Source organism: uncultured Buchnera sp. (genome assembly GCF_913776765.1).
GTDB lineage: Bacteria > Pseudomonadota > Gammaproteobacteria > Enterobacterales > Enterobacteriaceae > Buchnera > Buchnera aphidicola_AO.
In genome coordinates, this window is sequence record NZ_CAJYPO010000001.1 from 121,055 (window position 1) to 137,927 (window position 16,873).

Sequence of the window (16,873 nt, forward strand, 5' to 3'; positions counted from 1 at the left end):
GTAAATTTTAATAAAGAGTAAAATATTTTTTTATTTTAGAGGATATCTAAATAATGGCACGTTACTTTCGTCGTCGAAAATTTTGTCGTTTTACTGCAGAAGGAATTCAAGAAATAGATTACAAAGATATTGCAATGTTAAAAAATTATATTACAGAAAATGGTAAGATTGTTCCTAGTCGTATTACTGGTACTAGAGCTAAATATCAGCGTCAATTATCCAGAGCTATTAAAAAAGCACGCTATCTTGCTCTACTTCCATATACTGATCAACATCATTAAAAGATAAATTTTATCAAATTATCAAAGAGAGAAAACATAAGAGAGAAAAATAAATAATGGAAGTAATTCTTTTATTAAAAATGAAAAAACTAGGTGATTCTGGTGCAGTTGTCCATGTAAAATCCGGCTATGCTAGAAATTTTTTAATTCCTAAAGGAAAAGCAATTTTAGCTAATAAAAAAAATATTGAATCTTTTGAAGCTCAGCGTATTGCATTAGAAAAAGAAAATATTAGTAAATTACTTATTGCTCAATCTCGTGCTGAAAAAATAAAGCAAATAAAATCTATAGTAATTTCATCTAAAGTCGGAAAAGAAGGTAAGATATTTGGTTCTATAGGAATTAGAAATATTATAAAAGAAATGACTTTGTTAGGTATCAAAGTTAACAAAAAAGAAATTAAATTACCAAATGGAGTATTGCGCCAAGTAGGAGAACATAAAATTATTTTTCAACCACACAATGAAGTACATGAATATTTTATAGTGAATATTGTTGCAAAAAAATAATTTTTTTTTAAATATAATATGTAGATGCGGTGTTAAATGCTAGAAAAAATTTGTGAACTAGCACAAATTGCTGGTTCTGCTATAATGCATTGTTATCTTTCTAAGAAATCAGTAGATATTTTTTATAAATCAGATAACACTCCTATAACCAATGCTGATCATGAAGCAAACAATCTTATTAAGAAAGGACTTCTTTCTATCTTTCCAAAATTTCCCATTTTATCTGAAGAAGGATCTTATGATTTTAAAGATCATAAAAATTGGGATACCTATTGGTTAGTTGATCCATTAGATGGAACTAAAGAATTTTTAAAAAAAAATGGGGAATTTACAGTAAATATTAGTTTGATTAAAAAAGGTATACCTGTTTTAGGTGTAATATATGCTCCTTTTTTTAAAATTTTGTATTCTTCTTTTAACAAAGAAGCTTGGAAAGAAGATAAAAAAAAAGGGTATAAAAAAAAAATATTTGTTGCACAGTCAAAAAAACCATTATTAGTAACGAGTCGTTCACATCCTGATAAAGAATTAGATAATTTTTTAAATCAAATGAATAGCAATTATAAGGTAAAAAAGTTAGGTTCTTCATTAAAATTCTGTTATATTGCAGAAGGAAAAGCTCAAATTTATCCAAGATTTGGCAATACGTTTATTTGGGACACGGCCGCCGGTCATGCTATTATTACTGCAGCAGGTGGAAAAATTAAAACATGGAATGGAGAAGAATTGAATTATTCTTTATCTTCTTCTCATAATCGTTCGTGTTTAATAAATCCAGGTTTTTTAGCTTCATCATAAAATTTTTATAATAAGAAAAAATACAATGACATTAATAATTTTTACGAAAAAAAGTTTATGAACAATATTAAAATTAGAATTTTAGATTCTAATATAAAAAAAAATAATTATTCATTATTACCTCGATATGCAACACCTGGATCTTCTGCTTTAGATCTTAGAGCAAGTATAAAGGAAAAAATAATTTTACCTTCTAAAGAAGTAACTTTAATTTCAACTGGAATAGCAATATATATTGATAATCCTTACGTTACAGCTTTAATTTTACCTCGTTCTGGATTAGGTCACAAAAATGGAATTGTCTTGGGTAATTTGACTGGTTTAATTGATTCAGATTATCAAGGTGAGCTCATGATATCTATTTGGAACCGCAGTAAAAATAATTTTTTTATTAATCCCTATGATAGGATTGCTCAAATAATATTTGTTCCAATTATTAGACCTACATTTTCTATTGTTGATAATTTTGAAAAAACTTCGCGTTGTGAGAAAGGATTTGGTCATTCAGGTCTTTATTAACGGGTTTTTTTGTTTAGAGAAATATTGTATTTTTTATTTGTATTCCTGTAAAGAAGAGGTGTATTCCTTACGATATTTAATTAATTGATGTGCGTATTTTTTTAATTTTTTTTGCTCTGAAAGATAAAATATAAAATCATCAATCGTAATTATTGAATTAATTTTATAAATTTTTTTGTTTTGAGAGTTATTTGTTGTACATAAGTTATTATCTCTTTTTTCTTTTCGATCTAACAAAACAAAAATTGAAGATATTTCAGCTTTTTCTTTTTCAACTATTTTAATTGCGTGATTAATTGACATTCCGGATGTAATAACATCATCTAAAATAATAATTTTTCTATTTTTTATATTTACTCCTACAAAACATCCTTTTTCTCCATATTTTTTTTCTTCTTTTCTATTAAAAGAATATGGGATGTCTAAATTATATTGATTTTTTAATGCTATAGAAGTGGCAACTACAATTGGAATACCTTTATAAGCAGTACCGAATAGTACATCAAACTTAAGATTTAAATTAATTATAGCTTGTGCATAAAAAAAACCAATTTTAGCAATGTCTTCTCCTCTAGACAATAAGCCTGAATTAAAGAAATAAGGACTCTTTCGTCCAGACTTTAATATAAATTTTCCAAAATTTAAGACTTTTTTTTTAAAAGAAATTCAATGAATTCTTTTTTCCATTCCATAAATTTTAATCCTTATTATTAATGAAAAATTTTAATTAAGATTAAAGGTTTTTATTTTAATGGCCCTTGCTGGATTTGAACCAGCGACCAAGCGATTATGAGTCGCCTGCTCTGACCACTGAGCTAAAGGGCCATAATATTTATTATACTATAAAACAATTTCTTCTAATAATCTATAGTTCTTTTCATTTTTTTAAAGTTATTTTTTTATTTTATATCTATTTGACATATGTATTATTTTTTGGTATATATATATTTGTATTCCTCTGTAGTTCAGTTGGTAGAACGGCGGACTGTTAATCCGTATGTCACTGGTTCGAGTCCAGTCAGGGGAGAAAAAAGACTTGAATTTTTTAATCAACAATTAATTTTAATTCTTTTGATAAACTCCTTTTTTCTTTTGAAAGTTCAGCATTCTTTACAACGTAGTCATCTATTCTATCTTCATAATCATTTTTCATCATAAAAATTATTTTTTTAATTTCTTCATAGTTCATATCTGGTGTAATATATTGATTTAGATTATCAAGTAATAATATTCTTTTTTGATTATCTCTAATTTTTTTTTCAATATCAGATATTTCTCTTTTTATTTTGTTTTTTCTTCTAAATTTATGTACAAATTCTAATACACTTTTAAATGTTTTTTTTGTATTCATTATTTTTAAAAACCTTTTATAGTTATACTTAATGTTTTTAGCCTCATTTTTAGAAATTTAACAGTTTTTTATTTATTAAAATTAAAAATGAAAAAAAATATGAAAAATTTTTTAAAAAGAAATAAAATTAATTTTTTATTTTATGATTATGAAACTTTTGGAATACACCCATCTTTAGATAAACCAGCTCAATTTTCTTCAATTAGAACAGATGAAAATTTAAATATTATTGAAAAACCGAAATGTTTTTATTGTTTTTCATCAGATGATTATTTTCCTAATCCTCTTTCAATTTTAATCACAGGAATCACCCCTGAATATACAGAGAAAAATGGTGTTAATGAATACGAATTTGCTAAAAAAATACATAATATTTTTCTTAAACCTAATACTTGTATAATAGGTTATAATAATATTTTTTTTGATGATGAAATTACAAGAAACATATTTTATCGTAATTTTTTAGATCCTTATGAGTGGAGTTGGAAAGATAATAATTCTCGCTGGGATTTGCTAAATGTTGTTAGAGCATGTTATTCTTTGAGGCCAAATGGTATAAAATGGCCTAAAAATGAACTTGGCTTACCTGTTTTCAAACTTTCAGATTTAACAAAAGCAAATAATATATCCCATTCTAATGCTCATGATGCTACGTCAGATGTATATGCTACTATTGAATTAGCAAAATTAATAAAAAGAAAACAACCAAAATTATTTGATTTTTTTTTCAAATACAGAAAAAAAAGTGAATTATATAAGCTAATTGATTTAAAAAATTTTACTCCAATTATATATGTTTCTAGTTGTTTTGGATCTTTACGTAATAATATAAGTTGTATATTACCTTTATCATGGGATTTAAATAATAAAAATATATTAATTTCAATTGATTTATTTAAAGATATTGAAAAACTAATTTTTTTTTGTAAAACAGTGTCTTTTTATAATATTTCAATTAAAAATTTGTTTGATTTAGGAGTAACATTGGTGTATTTTAATCGTTGTCCTATTTTAGCACCTATGAATTCAATTAGAGAAGAAGATACGAATCGATTAAATTTTAAAGAAAGCTGTTTTTATAATAAAAAAATAGATCTAATAAAAAAAAATTATTTTATAATAAATGTAATTAAGAATTTTTTATTAAAAAAAAATGAAAATAAAAGTTCTTTAAATGTAGATTTACAAATTTATAATTCTTTTTTTAATTTTCATGATAAAAATTTAATAAAAAAAATAAGTCTAACTGAACCAAATTATTTAAAAAATATTAAATTAAATTTTAAAGATAAGCGTTTAAAAGAATTATTTTTTCGATATAAGGCACGAAATTTTTTCAATGTATTAAATAAAAAAGAAAAAAAAGAATGGCTTAATTATTGTTTAAAAACTTTAAATTCACTTTTCTTAACAGGATATATAGAAAATATTGAATCTCTTTTAAAGATTTATTCTCATGATATGAAAAAAGTCAATTTATTATCTGATTTATTAAAATATATTTTTAAAAAATATAAAAAGTTATTTTATAAAAATATTAATTTAAATTAATTTCTTGAATTTTTTTAAATTTATACTTTTTCAAAAAAAATAATAGTTGTTTCATTTTTTCATTATATTTAGAACATAGAAAAATATTTTTTTTTATATTTTCTTGATAAAAATATTTTTTTATCTTCTTTGCAATTGTATCCCCTGAATCTATAAAATTAATGGGTTTATAAAAAATTTCCTGAATTTCTTGTTTTAGAAAAGCAAAATGAGTGCATCCAAGTATGATGGTATCAGGTTGAATTGAAAGAGCAATCCACGATTGAAAAATTTTTTTTAGTTTTGTATTTGAAATAGATAATTTTCTAACTTTTCTTTCAGCTATTGTTGCTAATTCGTTTGTAGCTATTATGTTTATAGTGTTTTGAAGCGAATATTTATATATTATTTTTTTTATATACGTACTATTAATTGTAGCTTGAGTTGCTATTAAACCAACAATTTTATTTTTTTTTATTTTAATCGCTGATTTTAGTATAGGCAATACTCCAATAATAGGAATATTGAAATTTTTTCTTAAAATAGGCAAAGATATTGTGCTTACTGTATTACAAGCTATTATTACTTTCTTAATTGAATGAATTTTTTTTATTGTATTAATTATTTTTATACTTCTTTCTACAATGAATTTTTCTTTTTTTTCCCCATAAGGAAAAGCCTCATTATCCAGCATATAAACATAATTTATATTAGGAAAATTTTTTTTTATATTATCTAATATAGATAGTCCACCTATACCAGAATCAATTATAAGCATTTTTTTATACGCTAATAAAAAAAATATAAGAGTTTGAATTTATGCAAAAAAATATATTTATTCATTTTTAAATAAAAATAACTTCATATAATCTTCTATTTTTTTTCTATCATTTCGATTAAACATATTTAGTTTTTCTTCGTTAATTAATTTAGTTTGTTGTAATTTCCATTCTTTCCAAGCTACTTTAGATATTTGATTATATATTTTTTTTCCCAATTCTCCTGGATAAGGAGGATAATCCTGACCTTCAGATTTTTTCTGTAAAAAAGTACAAAAAATTATGCGACTCATTTTATTTATAACCTTTTTTTTTAAAGCTATTTAAACATTTTTAAAATTTTTTGAACTGGTTTAGGAATACCTATATTATAAGGGTTTTTTAAATCATACCAAACTCCTATTTTTTCAGTATCATCGAAATTTTTATAAAACGATAATTTTACTAAAATTGGAATAATATGCAATGTAAAATGACTAAATTTGTGATAAAAAGATTTGATCTTTTTATTTTTTTGATCTGTATTAATTTTATTTTTTTTTAACCATTCTATAGTTTTAATTTCAGTATCAAAATTTGGAAAACAAAACAAGTTATTCCAAATTTTTTTTTTGGTATTTTTTTCTATCCAGAATTTATTTTTATATTTAATAACGATAAACCAAGATTTTTTTTCTAATTTTATTTTTTTATTTTTTTTTAAAGGATATTTAATCCAATTTTTTTCTTTGTAAGCTATACATTTTTTTTGTAATGGACATAAATTGCATTTTGGATTTTTAGGAGTACAAAGTAATGCACCTATATCCATTATACCTTGATTAAAATTACCAGTATTATGAATTGGAGTAATTAATTCAATTAAATTCCATAACTTTTTTTCTATTTTTTTTTCTGTTAAATATCCTATGATACCATAGTATCTCATTAAAATTCTTTTTACATTTCCTTCTAAAATAGGAAAAAAATAATTTAATGACAAAGATAAAATAGCTCCTGCTGTAGATTTTCCAATACCTGGTAGCTTAAGTAATTCTAAAAATTGTGTTGGAAATTTTTCTTGATATTCTTGTTTAATAATTTTTGCTGTTTTATAAATGTTTTCTGCTCTTTTATAATATCCTAATCCACTCCATAGGCATAAGATATCATCTAATGTACTATTGTTTAAAGATTGTATATTTGGAAATCTTAATATAAATTTTTTAAAATATGGAATTACTGTTTTTACAGTTGTTTGTTGTAACATTATTTCTGATATCCAAATTTTATATAAATTTTTATCTTTTTTCCACGGAAGATTTTTTCTTCCATTTATATGATACCAATTAAGAATTAATTGCGAAAAAACATATATTGTCATTTTATAAAATTTTTTTAATTTTTAAAAATTAATTTTCATGTACTTAAAAAAAATAAGATATAATTATTTTAATATTTTTTAAAAAAAGTATAATTAAATATGAAAAGTAATATTATCACACCTCAATATAATTGCAATGGTACTTTTTTGCGTCAAAACCGTAGTTTTGTTTGTCGAAAAGGTCGAATTACTAAGTCGCAATCAGAGGCAATTAAAAAATATTGGTCATCAATTGGTATTGATTTTAGATTAAAACCATTAAATTTTACATCTATTTTTAAAAATAGTGCGCCCATTATTTTAGAAATTGGTTTTGGATCAGGTCACTCTTTAGTTGAAACAGCTATTAATTTTCCAGATAAAAATTTTTTAGGAATAGAAGTGTATAAACCAGGAATAGGTTCTTGTCTACGTTTAGCTCATTTTTCTGGAATCAGTAATATAAAAATTATCTATCATGATGCAATTGAAGTAATTGATAAAATGATTTTAGACTATACTTTATTAAAAGTACAAATTTTTTTTCCAGATCCATGGAATAAAAAACGACATCATAAAAGAAGAATTATACAAGATTTTTTTCTAAGAAAAGTTTTAAAAAAATTAACTGTTGGGGGTATCTTACATATTGTTACTGATTCAAAAGAATACAGTTTTTTTATATTAAATTTAATAAAAAATATTGATAACTATATAAATGTGTCAAAAACAAGAATGTTTATTGAACGATCTAAATTTCGTTTAATAACAAAATTTGAAAAAAAAGCAAAATTTTTAGGAAATGAAGTATTTGATTTAATGTTTCAATCTAAAAAGTAGATATTTTTTTTAATCTAAAAAAATTTTTAATAATGAATTAAGGAATATTTTTCCTTTTTTGGTGGTATTCCAAGAGTCAATCTTATCTTTTATGTATCCTTTTTTTATTGCTTTTTCTATTTTTTCTTTTATATAAATTGGATCAATATTAGTTCTTTCTTGGAATTGTTTTTTTAAAACAGGTTTGTACAGTCTAAAAGTATTCATAAAATATTCAAAAGGTTTTTCTTTTTTTAAAATGATGTTTTTGCATTTCAAATATTTTCCATTTATGAAATCATTTAGATTTTTATTCTTTATAGTTCTAATAATATCTCCATTTTTTTGAGTTATTTTACCATGAGCACTACAACCTATTCCGATATAATCCCCAAAATTCCAATAATTAAGATTATGTTGACATTCATAGTTTATTTTTGCATACGAAGATATTTCATATTTTTTATATCCTGATTTTTTTAAGAACTTATCTCCTTGTATTAGCATTTTAAAAATCATGTTTTCATTAGGTAAATTTAATTTTTTCATATAAAAGGGAGTATTAGGTTCTATAGTTAATTGATACCATGATATATGTTTTGGATTATGTTTAACGGCATATTTTAAATCTGATAATACATCGTTTAAAGATTGATTTGGTAATCCATACATAATATCTAGATTAAAATTTTTATTTATTTTATTTATTTCTTCTATTGCTAAGATTGCCTCTTCTTTATTATACGTACGTTCTATTTTTTTTAATAAATCTGAGTTAAATGTTTGAATTCCTATGGAAAAACGATTGATACCTGATTTTTTATAATTTAAAAAACGTTTGTATTCTAGTGTTGTTGGATTTGATTCTATAGTAATTTCTGTTGTATTAGAAATATTTATTCTTTTTTTTATTTCTTTTATTAAATTTTCTATTGAACTGCTTTTTAGTAAACTAGGTGTTCCACCACCAATAAAAATACTATTTATTTTTCTTCCATTGATTAAATTTAGATCTTTTTCTAAATCTTTTAATAAATGCTCAATATATTTTTTTTCTGGAATCGTACTTTTACTAACATACGAATAAAAGTCACAATATCCACATTTTTTTAAACACCAAGGAATGTGGATATATAAACTAATAGATGGAAGTTTAAACATAGTAGTGTTTTTAATATTTCAATAAATTTTTAATGTATTAGCTAATTTTGTTTGTAAAGATAAAACGCCCAATTCTTATCATATTACTTTGAAAAAATAAAGCTTTTTCTATATCAAAACTTGTTCCTAATGATAAAGTATCAATTGATTGATATTTTTTTTTTAATTCATCAAAAATAACACTTCCGTTTCTATAACTATCATTTTTTTTTATGATTTCTTCTTTTATTGAAGGCATAATCATAATTCCTCGAAAGTTCAAATTAGGCATTAAAGAAATAATTTTTGCTAATTTTTTATAATTTTTTATGCATATACCATTTTTGTTTATTTCATCAGAAATATTTATTTGCATTAAAACGTTCATTGGAAATAAATTTTTTGCTCTGTGCTTATTGAGTAAAATTGCTATCTTTTCACGGTCTACAGTTTGACACCAATCGAAATTTTCTGCAATAATTTTTGTTTTATTTGATTGTACCTTTCCAATAAAATGCCAAATAATGTTTTTATATTTTTTTAATTTTTGAATTTTTTTGATTCCTTCTTGAACATAATTTTCTCCGAATTCATATATTCCAGATGATATTACTAGTTTTATTTTATCAATGTCTTGATTTTTGCTTACTGCTATTATTTTTACTTTTTTTAAAGGATTGTTGTTTTTCTTTAAAAAAGTGCTAATTTTTTTTTTAATAATTTCAATGTTAATATTAATTTTTTTCATATTTTTTTTATTTTTCATGCATTAAAGAATTAATACAAATTTTGATTAAACCAACTTTCTAATATAATTACAGCAGCAACAGAATGTATTTTTTCTTTTTTTAATCCCTTAAATCCATTTTTTTTAAATATTAATGACCTAGCTTCTTTAGTACTTAAACGTTCATCGTGTAAATCAACAAAAACATTAAATTTATATCTTAATGAATAAGCAAATTTTTCTGCTTTTTTCGTCATATCTTGTCTGGTACCATCTATATTTAATGGTAGTCCTACAACTAAAAATTTAGGTTGCCAGGTTTGTAATAAATTTTTTACACTATTCCAATTTGGAGATCCATTTTGTGCAGATAATTTGCTTAAAGCTCTTCCTTTTTTAAGAACATTTTCTCCAACTGCTACTCCAATATTTTTTAAACCGAAATCAAAAGCTATTACTATCATTTTACAATCTCTATTTGAATACTTTGTATTCAATATAATCAATTAAAATACTTGTAATAGAAATATTTTTCTTTTCTTCAATTTCACAAATACATGTTGGGCTTGTAACATTAATTTCTGTCAAGTTATTACCTATGACATCTAATCCAACAAGAATCAATCCTCTTTTTTTTAAAATTGGAGCTAAATAGTTAGCTATTTTCCAATCCTTATCACTAAGTTTTTGTACTTTTCCTTCTCCTCCAACGGCTAAGTTTGCTCTTGTTTCTCCATATTTTGGGATACGTGTTAAAGACCAAGGTATAATCTTCCCGTTTACAATTAAAATTCTTTTATCACCAAATTTTACTTCTGGTAAATACGTTTGAATCATACAATATTTTTTTTCGTAATTTGTAAGTGTTTCTACAATAACTGAAAAATTAGGATCATTTTTTTTAACACGAAAAATATTTTTTCCACCCATTGAATCTAAAGGTTTTAATATTATATCGTTTTTTTCTTTCCAAAAATCATATATTTTAGACAATTTTCTTGTGACTAACGTATCTGTAGTAAATTTAGAAAACCATGATATAAAGATTTTTTCGTTACAGTCTCGTAAACTATTTGGTTTATTGATTACTAATACCCCTTGTTCTTCTGCACGTTCAAGAATATATGTTGCATAAATAAATTCAGTATTAAATGGAGGATCTTTTCGCATTAGAATAGCGTCTAATTCATTTAATGCAATGTCTTTTTTTTGAATAAACTTAAAATGATTTTCTTTATTTTTTTGCACTTCCATTAATTTTGTTGTTGCATATGATTTACCTTTTCTTAAATAAAGATCATTCATTTCCATATAATAAATTTCATGTTTTCTTTTTTGAGCTTCCAGTAATATAGCAAAACTTGAGTCTTTTTTAATGTTAATTGATTTAATTGGATCCATTACTATTCCAATTTTTAAATTCTTTTTTTTCTGCATATTTTAAAACTCATTGTTTAACAAAAAAATATTTATAAATATAATACGAATTTATTTTTTTGAAAATTAAATTTTTTCTTAAATAAAATTAATTATTAAACATCTAAACTTAAAAATTTATTTATATAAATAAGTTTTATATGTTTAATCTAAAATCATTATGTGGTCTAATCATATTTAGGGCCGCAATAATTATCAAATCTAGACCAATGTCCGTTGAATGTTAAGCATATTGTTCCAATTGGTCCATTTCTCTGTTTTCCTATTATAATTTCAGCAATACCTTTAAAATCACTGTTTTCGTGATATATTTCGTCACGATATATAAACATTATTAAATCTGCATCTTGTTCTAAAGAACCAGACTCGCGTAAATCTGAATTTACTGGTCTTTTATCTGATCTTTGTTCTAGAGAACGGTTTAATTGTGACAATGCTATAACTGGTACTTGTAGTTCCTTTGCCAATGCTTTTAAAGTTCTAGAAATTTCAGCAATTTCAAGAGTTCGATTATCAGAAAGAGATGGAACTCTCATCAATTGTAAATAATCAACCATTATTAAAGTTAATCCGTTATTTTCACGATAAATACGACGTGCTCTAGAACGAACTTCACTGGGGGTAAGAGCCGAAGAATCGTCTATGTAAATATTCTTTTTTTTGAGCAAAACATTAATTGTACCAGACATACGAGACCAATCTTCATCATTTAATTGTCCAGTTCGAATACGTGCCTGATTCACTCTAGATAAAGATGCTAGCATACGCATCATGATTTGCTCTCCAGGCATTTCTAAACTAAAAATCAATACTGGCTTGTCATATAACATAGCAGCATTTTCACATAAGTTCATCGCAAAAGTTGTTTTACCCATTGAAGGTCTTGCTGCAATGATAATAAGTTCTGAAGGTTGTAACCCTGATGTTTTTTTATTTAAATCTTGATATCCTGTATTTATTCCTGTTACGCCGTCATTAGGAGATAAAAATAATTTCTCAATACTAGTAACAGTTTCATCAAGAATTTGTTCAATATTTTTCGGACCCGAATCTTTTTTAAAACGTTTTTCAGCAATTTTAAAAACACTAGATTCTGCATAATCTAATAATTCTTCGCTTTTACGTCCTTGAGTATCATATCCAGCGTTTGCTATTTTGTTAGCTACTAGTATCATTTCTCTTACTATTGCTCTTTCTCGTATTATATCAGCGTATGCAGTAATATTCGCTGTACTAGGAGTATTTTTTGATAATTCAGCTAAATAAGAGAATCTGCCTACACTTTCTAATTTTCCTTTTTGTTCTAAAGATTCTGATAATGTAATCAAATCAATAGGATGTCCTAAATTTAACAATTGTTGCATTTCTTGAAATATTAAGCGATGGGGTTTGCTAAAAAAATCGTCAGCTACTACATGTTCTGAAACAGAATCCCACTGTTCGTTATCTAACATTAATCCACCTAGTACTGATTGTTCTGCTTCTAATGAATGTGGTGGAATTTTTAATCTATTAATTTGTTGATGTAAATATGATTTATTTTTTGCCATATATATTGGAAGTACCATTATTTAGTAAATCATTGTAAAATTATATTATAGTATTCTAAATAATAGATTATTTATTCACTAATTTAATCCAATTTTTTTTTGTCTTATTTTTAATAAATTGATTATTTAAAAAAAATTTTATATTTTTATCTTTAAGTGTTTAATTAATTTTTTAAAAAAAACATATAAGATATTTTTTTAATTTTTTTTAAAAATTATATAATAATTTTATTAGGGGAATATATTTTTGGAGGAATATTTTTTTTGATATACTGAATAATGTTAAAATTAATTTGTTTTAGTGTATTTTTTTCACTTTCACACAAGAATATATTATCATAATTTTATATATTTTTATTTTTTAGATTATTTATAAAAAACTACAAAAAATAAAATTTAATTTTTTATTATTTTTTTTTAATCATAAATTCATTATAGAAGTTTTTTATTTCAGACAGAATTTATATTTTTAAAATTTATTTAAAAAGAAAATTATTTTAGTACTTAAAAAATTTAATTATAACTTTATAAAAATTTATATTTTTTTAAAATAAAATATTATTTATTTCTTTTAAAGAAATATAAATTATAGTTTATAATTTTGTTTTTTAATAGTTATAGTGTAATTTAAATATATAAACTTTTATTTTTTTACTGTTTTAAATACAATTTTTTAAAAAAAACAATTATTGCAAGATTTTTATTATTTCTAATATCTTAATTACTATTAATATATCGTTTTTTATAAGTTTAATTATATTAAATTACGTATTTATGATGTATTTTTATTACAAGTAATTAAAAATTCTATTTAAAAATGTATTCAATTTTTTTAAATTTAGAAAATGGAGTTTTTATTATGGCAAGTAGAGGTGTAAATAAAGTAATATTAATTGGTCATTTGGGCCAAGATCCTGAAGTTCGTTATATGCCAAATGGTAATGCAGTAGTAAATATGACACTAGCAACTTCAGAGAATTGGAAAGATAAAAATACTGGTGAAAATAAAGAGAAAACAGAATGGCATAGAATAGTATTGTTTGGAAAATTAGCTGAAATTGCTGGAGAATATTTGAGAAAAGGTTCTCAAGTATATATTGAGGGATCTCTTCAAACTAGAAAATGGCAAGACCAAAATGGTCTAGAACGTTATACAACAGAAGTTATAGTTAACATTGGCGGTACAATGCAAATGTTAGGAAATCGTAATTCAAATTCTCATAACGTTACATTAAACGAAAATAATAATATTTTAAAAACAAAAAAACTAGAAATAAATCATACATCAAAAAATATAGAAAAAAATAAATCAAATAAAGAACAAATTGATTCTTCAGAAATAGATTTCGATGATGAAATTCCTTTTTAGAAATATAAAAATTTATAGCCCTCATTTTTTTTAGGGGCTATATGTTTTTTGATTAAAGATTTTTTATAAATTTCAATAAAATAGAACAAAATTGTTTTTTATGTGAAATAAATGGAGTATGCGCAGCTTTTTCTATAATAGTAGAAATACTTTCAGGCCATTTTTCATCAAGTATTTTTGATATTTCTTTTGGGACTAAACGATCTAATGAACCGTATATGCGTAATAAAGGAATTTTAAGAATATTTTTTTCTAATCGTAAATCAGTTGAAAGAAGTATTTCCAGTCCATTTTTTAAAATTTTTTTATTTGGTTTATCTTTATAAGATATTATCTTTTTTAACTTTTTTAAATCTTGTAAATTTTCTTTTGATCCTATGATTTGTAAAGATAAAAAATTATTTATTGTTTCATGATAATTTTTTTTTAAATTGCTGTAAAAACAGTATATTTTTTTTTCTTCTATTCCAGGCCATTTTTTTTTTTATAAAACAAGGAGAAGAAGCTACATTTATTATTCCTAAAATATTTTTTGGATATAATGATGCAAATCGATTAGTAATTAATCCACCTATAGACCATCCTAACCAAATAGAATTTTTAGGCATATAATAGTATAAAATTTCAGTTATTTCATCAATTTTAAGAGGAAGTAAATGTTTATTTATTCCAATTCCTGGTAAGTCAATTAGATGAAATTTAAATATACTATTAAGTTTATTTACAATAAAAAACCATATTTTTAAATCAAATCCCCACCCATTTAATATAATGAGATTAATATTGCCATTACCTATAGTTTTCCAGTAAAAATTTTTCATTTTTTTTTTCCTTAAATAAAATTTTTTTATTATCTCAAATAAAGTTTTTTTAAAATAGAATATTCTTGTATTTGTTTTAATAAATTAGTAGAATTAATTATAATTAAAATTTTACTAAATTAACATTTATGATTAATATTTCTAATAAAGCACAAAATCATTTTATATCACTTTTATCAAAAGAACCTGTCGGTACTCAAATACGTGTATTTATTATAAATCCAGGTACACAAAATGCAGAATGTGGAGTAGCGTACTGTGCTAAAGATGAAGTAGAAAAAAATGATATTAAATTAAATTATAATAATTTTTTTGTTTATGTTGATCGATCTATTGTTTCTTTTTTAAAAAATTCTGAAATTGATCTTATAGTTGACAATTTAGGTTCACAATTAACTTTTAAAACACCATATGCTAAAAAAAATATTTCAAAAAAAACTGTATCTTCTTTACAAGAAAGGATAGAAGAATTTTTAAACACAAATGTAAATCCCCAATTATCAATGCATGGAGGAAAAGTTAATTTAATTAAAATTTCCGAAAATAAAATAGCTTTTATACAATTTAGTGGAGGATGTAATGGATGTTCAATGATTGGCACTACTTTAAAAGAAACAGTTGAGAAAAAAATACTATCTTTTTTTCCTGAAATAAAACAGGTAATTGATCAGACTAATCATCTTCATGGTAATCATTCTTTTTATTAAAATTTTAAATAAATTTTTTCAGATAAAAATTTTTAAAAAAATAAATTCTTTAAAAATATATCAAAATTACTCAATCTAGAGTTAATTCGCCGCGTAAGTTATTCTGCATTTGAATACGAATTTTTTCAGTTGAAAAATTTTGACTTAATAGAAAATGTAATTTAGTTAAAGCTGCTTCTACAGTTAAATCATACCCGCTAATAACACCAACTTTTATAAGTGAATTACCGGTTGCATAACCATTCATATTAACGCGTCCGGATGTACATTGTGTTAAATTTATTACGATAATATTTTTTTTTTGGGCAAGGTCTAATTCTTTTAAAAATTCTCTATTCTGAGGAGCGTTTCCTATTCCATAAGTACATAAAATTAATGCTTTTACCGGATTTAATAAAAAATTTCGTATTACTTCTTTAGATATTCCTGGATATATTGTAAGTATACTGATAGGTTGTGGTGTTATTTTATATACTTTTAGTTTTTTTGTTTTTTTTTTAAATTTTTTTTTATAAAAAGATCGAATATTGATTCCTACTTCTAACAAAGGTCCTAAATTAGGTGAAGAAAAAGCATCAAAGCCATCAGCATGTGATTTAGTTGTTCTGTTTCCTCTATATAATCTATGATTAAAAAAAAGAGTAACTTCATTAATGGGATAATTTGCAGCCATTAATAGTGAATTTAATAAATTTTGTCGTCCATCTGATCGGATTTCTGAAAGAGGAATTTGAGATCCTGTTATTATTACTGGTTTTTCTAAATTTTCTAATATAAATGACAAAGCTGACGCAGTATAAGCCATGGTATCTGTTCCATGAAGAATAATAAATCCATCATATTGATGATAATTGTTTTTAATATCATCTGCAATTTTTTGCCATTCTATTGGAGTCATGTTAGATGAATCAATTAATGGATTATATTCTTTAATAGTAAAATTTGGAATTTCTGTACTATGAAATTCTGGCATGTTGACTAATTGTTTTTGAAGATGTCCAGAAATAGGAATATATCCATATTTTGATTTTTGCATCCCAATAGTACCACCTGTGTATGCAATATATATAAATTTTTTTTTCATTGCAGAAACTCTTTTTCATTTATAATGCAATTATAAATATTTTTATTACTGCATACAGTTCAGTTCGTTTTTAATATATCCAGTATAATATTACTATTTTTTTTAAATAA

At 23.3% G+C, this 16,873-nt stretch carries 19 protein-coding genes, 2 tRNA genes and 1 pseudogene; 9 read left to right on the plus strand and 13 right to left on the minus strand.

All coding sequences use genetic code 11. The annotated features are described in order from the left end of the window. The first annotated feature begins 53 nt into the window (after positions 1-53). From rpsR to dut, 4 genes are read left to right on the plus strand one after another with little or no spacing between them, the layout of a single operon-like run. Positions 54-281: a 30S ribosomal protein S18 gene (gene rpsR / locus QZ401_RS00595; RefSeq protein ID WP_158337628.1), complete on the plus strand. Its 228-nt coding sequence runs from the start codon at positions 54-56 to the stop codon at positions 279-281. A 56-nt stretch (positions 282-337) separates the two neighbouring features. After that, positions 338-790, plus strand: a complete 453-nt coding sequence (gene rplI, locus QZ401_RS00600; protein WP_295164059.1) for a 50S ribosomal protein L9 — start codon at positions 338-340, stop codon at positions 788-790. Positions 791-826: 36 nt separating this feature from the next. Further along, positions 827-1,588 (plus strand): 3'(2'),5'-bisphosphate nucleotidase CysQ, encoded by a 762-nt coding sequence (gene cysQ, locus QZ401_RS00605; RefSeq protein WP_295164060.1) that lies wholly within the window; start codon positions 827-829, stop codon positions 1,586-1,588. Between the two features lie 57 nt (positions 1,589-1,645). Further along, positions 1,646-2,107, plus strand: a complete 462-nt coding sequence (dut, locus tag QZ401_RS00610; RefSeq protein ID WP_295164061.1) for a dUTP diphosphatase — start codon at positions 1,646-1,648, stop codon at positions 2,105-2,107. A 33-nt stretch (positions 2,108-2,140) separates the two neighbouring features. Here the strand turns inward: dut and pyrE are convergent. Further along, positions 2,141-2,799: pseudogene (pyrE, locus tag QZ401_RS00615) on the minus strand (orotate phosphoribosyltransferase). 60 nt (positions 2,800-2,859) lie between these two features. Beyond that, positions 2,860-2,932, minus strand: a tRNA-Ile gene (locus QZ401_RS00620). 129 nt (positions 2,933-3,061) lie between these two features. On the opposite strand from QZ401_RS00620, the gene QZ401_RS00625 reads away from it, so the two are divergent. Then, positions 3,062-3,134: transfer RNA gene (locus QZ401_RS00625), tRNA-Asn, on the plus strand. 18 nt (positions 3,135-3,152) lie between these two features. Here the strand turns inward: QZ401_RS00625 and QZ401_RS00630 are convergent. Further along, positions 3,153-3,461, minus strand: coding sequence for a DUF496 family protein (locus QZ401_RS00630; protein ID WP_295164845.1), 309 nt, complete (start codon positions 3,459-3,461; stop codon positions 3,153-3,155). A 96-nt stretch (positions 3,462-3,557) separates the two neighbouring features. On the opposite strand from QZ401_RS00630, the gene sbcB reads away from it, so the two are divergent. Continuing rightward, positions 3,558-5,009, plus strand: a complete 1,452-nt coding sequence (gene sbcB, locus QZ401_RS00635) for an exodeoxyribonuclease I (protein ID WP_295164062.1) — start codon at positions 3,558-3,560, stop codon at positions 5,007-5,009. Here the strand turns inward: sbcB and murI are convergent. From murI to mutY, 3 genes are read right to left on the minus strand one after another with little or no spacing between them, the layout of a single operon-like run. Continuing rightward, positions 4,996-5,766 carry a glutamate racemase gene (gene murI, locus QZ401_RS00640; RefSeq protein WP_295164063.1) on the minus strand — a complete coding sequence of 257 codons (771 nt, stop codon included), beginning with the start codon at positions 5,764-5,766 and terminating at the stop codon, positions 4,996-4,998. The genes sbcB and murI overlap by 14 nt on opposite strands. Positions 5,767-5,823: 57 nt before the next feature. Next, positions 5,824-6,060: an oxidative damage protection protein gene (locus QZ401_RS00645; protein ID WP_295164064.1), complete on the minus strand. Its 237-nt coding sequence runs from the start codon at positions 6,058-6,060 to the stop codon at positions 5,824-5,826. Between the two features lie 26 nt (positions 6,061-6,086). Continuing rightward, entirely contained in the window at positions 6,087-7,130 is a 1,044-nt protein-coding gene (mutY, locus tag QZ401_RS00650) for an A/G-specific adenine glycosylase (RefSeq protein ID WP_295164065.1), read from the minus strand. A gap of 99 nt (positions 7,131-7,229) precedes the next feature. On the opposite strand from mutY, the gene trmB reads away from it, so the two are divergent. Then, positions 7,230-7,949 carry a tRNA (guanosine(46)-N7)-methyltransferase TrmB gene (trmB, locus tag QZ401_RS00655; protein WP_295164066.1) on the plus strand — a complete coding sequence of 240 codons (720 nt, stop codon included), beginning with the start codon at positions 7,230-7,232 and terminating at the stop codon, positions 7,947-7,949. Between the two features lie 9 nt (positions 7,950-7,958). Here the strand turns inward: trmB and hemW are convergent, their stop codons facing one another. From hemW to dnaB, 5 genes are all read right to left on the minus strand, one after another. After that, positions 7,959-9,089 carry a radical SAM family heme chaperone HemW gene (hemW, locus tag QZ401_RS00660; protein WP_295164068.1) on the minus strand — a complete coding sequence of 377 codons (1,131 nt, stop codon included), beginning with the start codon at positions 9,087-9,089 and terminating at the stop codon, positions 7,959-7,961. A 37-nt stretch (positions 9,090-9,126) separates the two neighbouring features. Then, complete coding sequence (locus tag QZ401_RS00665) at positions 9,127-9,816, minus strand: YggS family pyridoxal phosphate-dependent enzyme (protein ID WP_295164070.1); 690 nt, start codon at positions 9,814-9,816, stop codon at positions 9,127-9,129. A gap of 29 nt (positions 9,817-9,845) precedes the next feature. Beyond that, entirely contained in the window at positions 9,846-10,259 is a 414-nt protein-coding gene (gene ruvX, locus QZ401_RS00670; RefSeq protein WP_295164071.1) for a Holliday junction resolvase RuvX, read from the minus strand. Between the two features lie 10 nt (positions 10,260-10,269). After that, on the minus strand, positions 10,270-11,232 hold the full coding sequence (gshB, locus tag QZ401_RS00675) for a glutathione synthase (RefSeq protein ID WP_295164072.1): 963 nt from the start codon (positions 11,230-11,232) through the stop codon (positions 10,270-10,272). 167 nt (positions 11,233-11,399) lie between these two features. Then, positions 11,400-12,800 carry a replicative DNA helicase gene (gene dnaB, locus QZ401_RS00680; protein WP_158337600.1) on the minus strand — a complete coding sequence of 467 codons (1,401 nt, stop codon included), beginning with the start codon at positions 12,798-12,800 and terminating at the stop codon, positions 11,400-11,402. An 841-nt stretch (positions 12,801-13,641) separates the two neighbouring features. Between dnaB and QZ401_RS00685 the strand changes: the two genes are divergently transcribed. Next, positions 13,642-14,151, plus strand: coding sequence for a single-stranded DNA-binding protein (locus tag QZ401_RS00685; RefSeq protein ID WP_295164074.1), 510 nt, complete (start codon positions 13,642-13,644; stop codon positions 14,149-14,151). A 410-nt stretch (positions 14,152-14,561) separates the two neighbouring features. Here the strand turns inward: QZ401_RS00685 and QZ401_RS00690 are convergent, their stop codons facing one another. Beyond that, the gene (locus tag QZ401_RS00690; protein WP_295164075.1) at positions 14,562-14,972 is read right to left on the minus strand and encodes an alpha/beta fold hydrolase; all 411 of its coding nucleotides are present in this window, start codon (positions 14,970-14,972) and stop codon (positions 14,562-14,564) included. A gap of 128 nt (positions 14,973-15,100) precedes the next feature. Here QZ401_RS00690 and QZ401_RS00695 point away from each other — a divergent pair, with 128 nt between their 5' ends. Continuing rightward, on the plus strand, positions 15,101-15,679 hold the full coding sequence (locus QZ401_RS00695; protein ID WP_295164076.1) for an NfuA family Fe-S biogenesis protein: 579 nt from the start codon (positions 15,101-15,103) through the stop codon (positions 15,677-15,679). 70 nt (positions 15,680-15,749) lie between these two features. On the opposite strand, the gene ansA is transcribed toward QZ401_RS00695, so the two are convergent. Continuing rightward, positions 15,750-16,763 (minus strand): asparaginase, encoded by a 1,014-nt coding sequence (gene ansA / locus QZ401_RS00700; protein ID WP_295164077.1) that lies wholly within the window; start codon positions 16,761-16,763, stop codon positions 15,750-15,752. Positions 16,764-16,873 lie beyond the last annotated feature (110 nt).

Bases quoted from the DNA above. Each gene is read 5' to 3' on its own strand.
- cysQ (WP_295164060.1), top strand. From the start codon at position 827: ATGCTAGAAAAAATTTGTGAACTAGCACAAATTGCTGGTTCTGCTATA.
- rplI (WP_295164059.1), top strand. From the start codon at position 338: ATGGAAGTAATTCTTTTATTAAAAATGAAAAAACTAGGTGATTCTGGT.
- sbcB (WP_295164062.1), top strand. From the start codon at position 3,558: ATGAAAAATTTTTTAAAAAGAAATAAAATTAATTTTTTATTTTATGAT.
- gshB (WP_295164072.1), bottom strand. From the start codon at position 11,232: ATGCAGAAAAAAAAGAATTTAAAAATTGGAATAGTAATGGATCCAATT.
- ruvX (WP_295164071.1), bottom strand. From the start codon at position 10,259: ATGATAGTAATAGCTTTTGATTTCGGTTTAAAAAATATTGGAGTAGCA.
- rpsR (WP_158337628.1), top strand. From the start codon at position 54: ATGGCACGTTACTTTCGTCGTCGAAAATTTTGTCGTTTTACTGCAGAA.
- dut (WP_295164061.1), top strand. From the start codon at position 1,646: ATGAACAATATTAAAATTAGAATTTTAGATTCTAATATAAAAAAAAAT.
- trmB (WP_295164066.1), top strand. From the start codon at position 7,230: ATGAAAAGTAATATTATCACACCTCAATATAATTGCAATGGTACTTTT.
- QZ401_RS00695 (WP_295164076.1), top strand. From the start codon at position 15,101: ATGATTAATATTTCTAATAAAGCACAAAATCATTTTATATCACTTTTA.
- dnaB (WP_158337600.1), bottom strand. From the start codon at position 12,800: ATGGTACTTCCAATATATATGGCAAAAAATAAATCATATTTACATCAA.
- ansA (WP_295164077.1), bottom strand. From the start codon at position 16,763: ATGAAAAAAAAATTTATATATATTGCATACACAGGTGGTACTATTGGG.
- murI (WP_295164063.1), bottom strand. From the start codon at position 5,766: ATGCTTATAATTGATTCTGGTATAGGTGGACTATCTATATTAGATAAT.
- mutY (WP_295164065.1), bottom strand. From the start codon at position 7,130: ATGACAATATATGTTTTTTCGCAATTAATTCTTAATTGGTATCATATA.
- QZ401_RS00645 (WP_295164064.1), bottom strand. From the start codon at position 6,060: ATGAGTCGCATAATTTTTTGTACTTTTTTACAGAAAAAATCTGAAGGT.
- hemW (WP_295164068.1), bottom strand. From the start codon at position 9,089: ATGTTTAAACTTCCATCTATTAGTTTATATATCCACATTCCTTGGTGT.
- QZ401_RS00685 (WP_295164074.1), top strand. From the start codon at position 13,642: ATGGCAAGTAGAGGTGTAAATAAAGTAATATTAATTGGTCATTTGGGC.
- QZ401_RS00665 (WP_295164070.1), bottom strand. From the start codon at position 9,816: ATGAAAAAAATTAATATTAACATTGAAATTATTAAAAAAAAAATTAGC.
- QZ401_RS00690 (WP_295164075.1), bottom strand. From the start codon at position 14,972: ATGAAAAATTTTTACTGGAAAACTATAGGTAATGGCAATATTAATCTC.